This is a genomic window from Nocardia sp. NPDC004722 (assembly GCF_053601505.1).
This window is the reverse complement of record NZ_JBSGBY010000481.1, coordinates 1-6,671: the sequence shown is the minus strand read 5'-3', so window position 1 is coordinate 6,671 and position 6,671 is coordinate 1. Positions and strand designations below refer to the sequence as shown.

Below are 6,671 nucleotides of genomic sequence, written 5' to 3'. Positions count from 1 at the left end.
CGATCGAATAGGTAGCGCGAACTGCGCGGGCATCCGATGATGCCCGCGCAGTTCGCGTTTCGGGATAGCGGAAGCGATCAGGACGCCCAGATCGGTTCGCGCGGCAGTGGGGCAGGTCCGGTGCGCAGCCGGGGGTGATGAGTACCTGGGGATCCGGTCCCCCGCCGAAGCGGGCGGCGAACCGCTCCGCGTCGGCACGGCTGCACCGGTAGTCGCGATGAGTGCCGGAATGTTTGAACACCAGCCGAATTCGATAGTCCATCGCGCTCATCCGGGCATTGCGCCGATCAGCGCGACAATCGGCGCCACGACCACGGCGATCGGTACCCACAACGGCGCGGTGACGGCCGCGAGCAATAACAACATGAGAATTCTCCGTTCATTCGGTGCGGAGGAGTTGAAGCCAGATGACGGGCGCATCGGCGCTGAAGCAGTCGGCGAGAACGACCGTGCCCGAAGGGAATCGGGTGGTCGCGTCGGGAGTGACGAAAGGCCCGTCCGAGGGTCCGCCCGACGGATAGTTCACCACCGGCGGCAGTCCGGTGGTCCGCGGCGGAAGTCCGTTGTACAGCGCGCATTTCCACCACTGCCCCGGTGGCGCGGACACGGTGACTTCACCGCCGGGTCCGGTGTCGAGGATGGGCTGCGCTTGCGCGGTCCCCGTCGCGCCGCAGAGCACCGCGCCCGCGAACAGCGTGAGGGCGGCGGCGGATTCCGCTGTGACACAGGCTTTTCGGAAAGTGATCCGCATCGTCTACTCCGGGAGTCCGAGTCCGGCGGCGAGCACCGGCCAGGACTTCTTCAGTTCGTCCTGCCAGTACCCCCACGAGTGGGTGCCGGTGGGTTGGAAGTCGACGGTCGCGGGGATGCCGAGGGTGTCGAGCCGATCGGCCAGATTGTGCGTGCACCAGTTCACGCCCGCCTCGAGGGTGCCGCCCACCGCGTCCTGATCGAGCAGGGTCGCCAATTGCCCGTCCAGGCGCGGATTGTCGAGGGTGTCGTAGCGGCCGGGCACCCCGGTGCCGCTGGAGACGAACAGTTTCAGCCCGCGCAGCTGGTCGGCGTGCACGTACGGATCGTTGGCCGCCCACATCGGATCCCCGGCGGGGCCGTACATGTTCGAGGCGGTCCCGCCGCCCGCGCCGATCACGGTGACCGCGAAGGCCCGGCCGACCGGGTCGCTGATCTGGGCGCAGCCGCTGTAGGCGGCCGCCGCGCGATACAGACCGGGGGCCGAGATCGGCAGTTGCAGAACCGAAGTCGCCGAGGCGGAGAGCCCGGCGATGGCGTTGACGCCGTTCGTGCCGAGCACCCGGTCGATCACCGGGGGCAGTTCGCGGGTGAGGAAGGTCTGCCACTTGTTGACGCCGAGCACCGGATCCTCATCCCGCCAGTCGGCGTAGTAGGACCACTTACCGCCCACGGGCACAACGACATTCACGTGCTTGTCGGCCAGGAACGACAGCGCGTCGGTCTGTTCCTCCCAGGTGGCCGCATCCTCACCGCCGCCGGCGCCGTTGAGCAGGTACAGGGTGGGCGCGGGCGCGGCGGTGTCGGCCGGGCGCTGCACATCGACAGTGATGTCCTTGCCCATGGCGGCGGAATGCACCAGCAGTCGCGCGCGGCGGTCACCGTCGGGTGTCGCGTGCACGACGGCCGGATCGGCGGCCAGCGGCGCGACGGCGGCCGCGGGGTGACCGGCGGCCGCGACGAACGGCGTGAGCACCGACAGCGCGGCGGTGACCGCCAGCCGGGCCGACACCGGGCGAATCGAATTCGACAACAAAACCGAGTACTCCTCCGTAAATGGTTCGGGTGAAAGGAAAAGCGACAGCGAAGCTAACAGCGAAAATGCCGGTGAATCGCCTTCCGAAGAAGACCTGAACGAATACCCAAGGGAGTGTCAGCTGGGGCGCAGCACATATCCGACACCGCGCACGGTGTGCAGCATCCGCGGATTCCCGCCCGCCTCGAGTTTGCGGCGCAGATAGCAGATGAACACATCCAGCACGCTCGAACCGCTTTTCGGGTCGTAACCCCACACCTGTTCCAGCAGCCGTTCACGGGTCACCACCACACCGGCGGCGCGGGCGAGCAAGGCGAGCAGGTCGAATTCGGTTCGGGTGAGCGTGATCTCCACGCCCGCGCAGCAGACCCGGCGGCCCGGCACATTGATCTCCAGCTCCCCGACGTGCAGTGTGCTGCTGTGCCGGGCGCCGTTCTCGACGCGCCGCACCAACGCCTTCACCCGGGCCGCCAGCTCCGGCATGGTCACCGGGCGCAGCACGTGGTCGTCGGCGCCGGCCTCGAGCATGGCGACCGCGCGCGCCGCGGACTCGGCGGGCCCGACCGTGCAGATCGGCACCCGGCTGCCGGTCTGACGGAGGGCGATCACCACCGATTCGCCGTCCAGCACCGGTAATTCCAGGTCGAGCACGGCGGCGGTCGGGTGATAGGCGGTCACCGCGCGCAGCGCCTCGGCGCCGTCGGCGGCGGTGTGCACCACGAACCCCGCCGCACGCAGGCTGCGCGCCATCGACTCCCGGCGGGTGGGCTCGGCGTCGGCCAGCAGCACCCGCTGCCGCCCGGGGGTGGTGGCCACCGGCCGGGTGGGTGGGAGCTGGTGAGAACGGGTGGCGCGCGGCGGGATCGGGTGCGCGGCCGTGCGCAGGGCCGCTTGTGGCGGCCGCGCGAGCACGGGTGACCGCATGACATCACTGTCGAAAGATTTCATGAAGACGACGCTATGAATCCCTTTCGAATGCCGCATCGGTCGAGAGGTAAGTAGTTCAGGCGAGCCCGGCACGCATCGGCCATGCGATCGGTCGATCGATCGGCGTTTTCCCTGCACATCGCGATAGAGCCTTCCAATTCCAAGGATTCGCAAGGAATAGACGTGACCACTACCACGGGACGCCATTCGAATTTGACTGTGGCGGCAGCAGCGGTCAATCATCGTGCCGCGCTGCGAATTATTCGCGTTCAGCCACCGAAACAATTGCGACAGGCCAGGAATGAGGGATTGCTGTGAACACAATTCGAGCGGGTCGGCGACCTGCCGCGCGCTGCGCGGGCATCGGCGCCGCGGTGGTCGTCGGGGTCGGCGCGCTGGCCTGCGGGGCGGCGAACGCCGACGCCTTCGTGCCGTTGCCGGACGGGACCAAGGCGGGCCCGGACGGGGTGGTGATCACGCGCGCGGGTGAGCACGCCGTGATCTCGGCATCGCTGGCCGCCAACGGCACCGGCCGGGTGGTCTGGGTCTCCGGGCGGGCGAGCGCCGAGGTGCCGAACGCGCCGGTGGCGCAGCCGGGCCCGAACAACGGGGCGTTGAACACACCGGGCTCGAACGACTCCTCCACCCACGGCGCCTCGCAGATCAATACCGGCTATCTCGTCGGCTGCCAGGTCGACATCGCCAAAGACGCCATGTCGGCCGGTGTTTCGGGCGGCGTCAGCATGTCGGGCCCGAACGCGTCGGGCTCCCTGGGCCTGAATCTCGGTCCGGGACAGGTGAAGTTCGTGCAGATCGACTCCAAGGACATCACCGAACCCGGCACCTGGGCCGTGGAATACCGCGACGCCGAGATCCATGTCGAGGGCTGCGCCGGATTCGCGCAGGCCCGCGCCTACACCGTGGTCGAGGTCGTGGGCGACCACTACTCCAAGTCCGTCCTCTACGGGCAGCCGTTCAGCCTCGGCTGAGCCGAGAACGCCTGCCGCACCACTGATTTCAGCCTGCCACACCAACGATTTCATCGGAGAACACAGCATGAGAAGACTCGACCTCACGACCCGCGTGGTGGGTGTGGGCCTCACCGTCGCGCTGCTGGGCCTGAGCCACGCGGGGCAGGCGGCGGCCGACACCGTCGTCCCGCTGCCCGGCGGCGACCTCACCCAGACCCTCTCGGACGGCACCGTCGTGCGCATCCGCCTCGACGGCGAGTCCGCCGACATCAATCCCTCGCTGGGCGCGACGCCGTTGCACCGCAACGCCTGGGTGTCGGGCACTGCGCACGTGGACATCTCGGGTGGCGGCGCGGCCCCCGGCGGCAAGATCTATCCCGGGTACACCGTCGGCTGCCAGGTCGATATCTCGGGCGGCGGCGCCGACGGCGGTCAGAGCGGCTCGCTCGACGCGGACGGTAAGCCCGCCGTGTCCGGCACCGGCGGCGGCACGCTGACCCTCGGACCGGGCCAGGCTCAGTCGTTCTATCTCCTCGACCTCGAGCAGCCCGACGACTTCGGCAACGAAATCCACTACTACCGCAACAAATTCAGCGGCGACAACGGGTCGGTCGCCTGGAGCGACGAGACCATCGCCCTGAGCGGCTGCGCCGGCGCCGCCACCGCCCGCGCCTTCATCAGCGTGGAAGTCGAGACCGACCATGTCATCAGCTGGACCACCCTGTGGGGCAAGCCGTTCAGCCTGGGCTGAGCTTCAATGCGGGATGACGCCCCACGCCTGCAACAGGTAGGTGACGTTCGCGGCGATGCCGGAGACGACGTCGGCGAGATTGATGGCAGCGGAACCCAGGTTGATGAGGGGCATCATGACGCGGCCGCCTCGTCGATGAGATCGGCCACCGGGACCGGTCGCGAGGCCAGCGAGGCGTGACCGGCGTCGAGTTCGATCGTCTTGCGCGGGTTCATGCGTTCGGCCATCATGCGCTCGTTGTCCGGGTTGATCATGCGGTCGAGGGTCGACACCTGATACCAGGTGGGCTTGTGCCGCCAGGCCGGATCGGACACCTCGTCACCGAAAGTCGTTGCCAGCGGCGGTTTCTGGGTGACGGCCAGCACGCGCGCCTCGTCGGCGGGCAGGTCCTGGCAGAAGTCGTCGTGGTAGCGGTCCTGCGGGATCCAGAGGTAGCCGAACTGATCGGTGGTCAGGTCGGCGATCGCCTGCGGCGGCCGCGCCTGGCTCAGCCCGCCGGGGCTCTCCCCCGCGTCGGGCGCGAACGCCGCGATGTAGACCAGACCGACCACATTCGGCAGCGTCCCCATCTCCGTAATCACCGCACCGCCGTATGAGTGCCCGACGAGCAGGACCGGCCGATCCAGCAGCCGCACCAGCTGACTCGTGCGCTCGGCGTCCGCAGCGAGCGAGGTGAGCGGGTTGTCGACGGCATACAGCGCGTCGTAGCCGCGCCGGTCGAGCTCTCCGATCACCTTCGCCCAGTGGGCAGCGCCACCCCAGAAGCCGTGTACCAGGACGATCGCGGGCTTTTCGGTCACGTCGGTTCTCCTCGCCGTCCGGGCCGGTCGGGGCGACCGGCCTCCGCTTACGAACGCTAGGAGCGGGCGGCGGTGGCGTGATAGGTCACCGGATCGGTCATCGGGTCAGCCGCATGCCGTGATCGAAATCGATGGCGGCGAGATCCTCTCGCGAGCCCAGCCCGAGCTTGGGGAAGATCTGCGACAGGTGATGGCCGACGGTGCGGGGGCTGATGAACAGCTGGGCGGCGATCTCGCGATTGGTCAGCCCGTCGGCGGCCAGCCGTGCGATGCGCAGTTCCTGCGGGGTCAGCAGCTCGTCGCCGGACGGGCCGGACGCCTCCCGCCGGCGCTCACCGGCCAGCGCCAGTTCCCCGTCCGCGCGCCGCTGCCAGGGTGTCGCGCCCAGTCGGTGGAATGTCTCACGCGCGGCGGTCAATTCGACCCGGGCATCGGCACGGCGGCGCGCCCGGCGCAGCCATTCCCCGTACAGCAGTTGCGCCCGCGCGTGCGGGAAAGGCCGGGCAGCGGCGTCCGGCACCGCGAGCGCCTCCCTGAACAGCGCCTCCGCCTCGGCCCCCGCGGCCAGCAGCGCGCGCGATACCGCGGTGGCCGCGACGGCCCAGGGCGCACCGGTCCGCTCGGCCCACTCGGCCAGGACCGCGAGATGCGCGTGCGCGGCCTCCGTGCGGCCCATGCGCACCGCGGCTTCCACCGCGTCGGGCGCGGTCAGCGCCGCCACGGTCGGGTGATACGCCGGTGTGCGCGGATCGATGGTGTCGGCCAGGAAGCCCAGGGCCGCGCCGGTGTGGCCCGCGGTGAGCGCGTTGAAGCCCAGATGCCAATGCGCGTAGGCGGTTTGGACGCGGGAGTTGCGCCCGGCGGCGAGTTCGAGCGACCGTTCACTCAACCGCGTCGAGGTGTCCTCGTCGCCACGCGCGGCCGCGAGCCAGGCCAGCGTGTTGAGCGCCTGCCCCGAGGACGCCGGTATCCCGCCCATGTCCTCCGACAGGCGCAGCCCCTCGGTCGCGTCGGCCGTGGCCTCGTCCCAGGCGCCCACGGCCAGTTCGAGGATCGACGAATGCGCCAGCATCGACGACAGCCAGCCGCGATCGCCGCGCGCCCGCAGCACGGCGACCGTCGCGCGCAGCGTCTCGGCCACCGGTCCGATCCGGCCCATCGCCAGCGCGATGGTCGCCGAGGGCACCCGCCACGGCACCGGCTCACCCTCGGGCGGCAGCTCGAGCAGGCCGGGCTCCAGCCCCGGATCCCCGGACTCCCACGCCGATCGCCGTGCGAGATAACGCAATTCGACGGCCGTGTCCGCGTCGGCCAGCTCGGCGGCGCGCAGCAGCTCCTCCTGGGCCCGGGCGGCGTCGCCGAAGCTGAACTCGATGCGCGCGGCCAGCCCGCCGCTGGCCCGCACCACCGCCGCGCTGCCGGTGCGGACCGTCGCC

7 protein-coding genes are annotated in these 6,671 nt (G+C 69.9%); 2 read left to right on the top strand and 5 right to left on the bottom strand.

Features of this window, described 5'->3' with window-relative positions:
- Window positions 1–379: 379 nt before the first annotated feature.
- The 3 genes from ACWELQ_RS33945 to ACWELQ_RS33935 all read right to left on the bottom strand — a co-directional run bounded on the left by ACWELQ_RS33945 (window position 380) and on the right by ACWELQ_RS33935 (window position 2,602).
- Window positions 380–751: a hypothetical protein gene (locus tag ACWELQ_RS33945; protein WP_452401118.1), complete on the bottom strand. Its 372-nt coding sequence runs from the start codon at window positions 749–751 to the stop codon at window positions 380–382.
- A gap of 3 nt (window positions 752–754) precedes the next feature.
- Complete coding sequence (locus tag ACWELQ_RS33940; protein WP_452401117.1) at window positions 755–1,783, bottom strand: alpha/beta hydrolase; 1,029 nt, start codon at window positions 1,781–1,783, stop codon at window positions 755–757.
- Between the two features lie 120 nt (window positions 1,784–1,903).
- A complete protein-coding gene (locus ACWELQ_RS33935; RefSeq protein WP_452401120.1) occupies window positions 1,904–2,602 on the bottom strand; it encodes a response regulator transcription factor in 699 nt (232 codons plus the stop codon).
- 434 nt (window positions 2,603–3,036) lie between these two features.
- Between ACWELQ_RS33935 and ACWELQ_RS33930 the strand changes: the two genes are divergently transcribed.
- Window positions 3,037–3,702 (top strand): MspA family porin, encoded by a 666-nt coding sequence (locus ACWELQ_RS33930; RefSeq protein ID WP_452401119.1) that lies wholly within the window; start codon window positions 3,037–3,039, stop codon window positions 3,700–3,702.
- A 67-nt stretch (window positions 3,703–3,769) separates the two neighbouring features.
- Window positions 3,770–4,435 (top strand): MspA family porin, encoded by a 666-nt coding sequence (locus tag ACWELQ_RS33925; protein WP_452401116.1) that lies wholly within the window; start codon window positions 3,770–3,772, stop codon window positions 4,433–4,435.
- A 113-nt stretch (window positions 4,436–4,548) separates the two neighbouring features.
- On the opposite strand, the gene ACWELQ_RS33920 is transcribed toward ACWELQ_RS33925, so the two are convergent.
- Entirely contained in the window at window positions 4,549–5,235 is a 687-nt protein-coding gene (locus tag ACWELQ_RS33920; RefSeq protein ID WP_452401115.1) for an alpha/beta hydrolase, read from the bottom strand.
- 97 nt (window positions 5,236–5,332) lie between these two features.
- A partial coding sequence (locus ACWELQ_RS33915; RefSeq protein WP_452401114.1) for a response regulator transcription factor occupies window positions 5,333–6,671 on the bottom strand: 1,339 nt, incomplete at its 5' end.

Excerpts from the sequence above, each read along its gene's own strand:
- ACWELQ_RS33925 (WP_452401116.1), top strand. The coding sequence starts at position 3,770 with ATGAGAAGACTCGACCTCACGACCCGCGTGGTGGGTGTGGGCCTCACC.
- ACWELQ_RS33945 (WP_452401118.1), bottom strand. The coding sequence starts at position 751 with ATGCGGATCACTTTCCGAAAAGCCTGTGTCACAGCGGAATCCGCCGCC.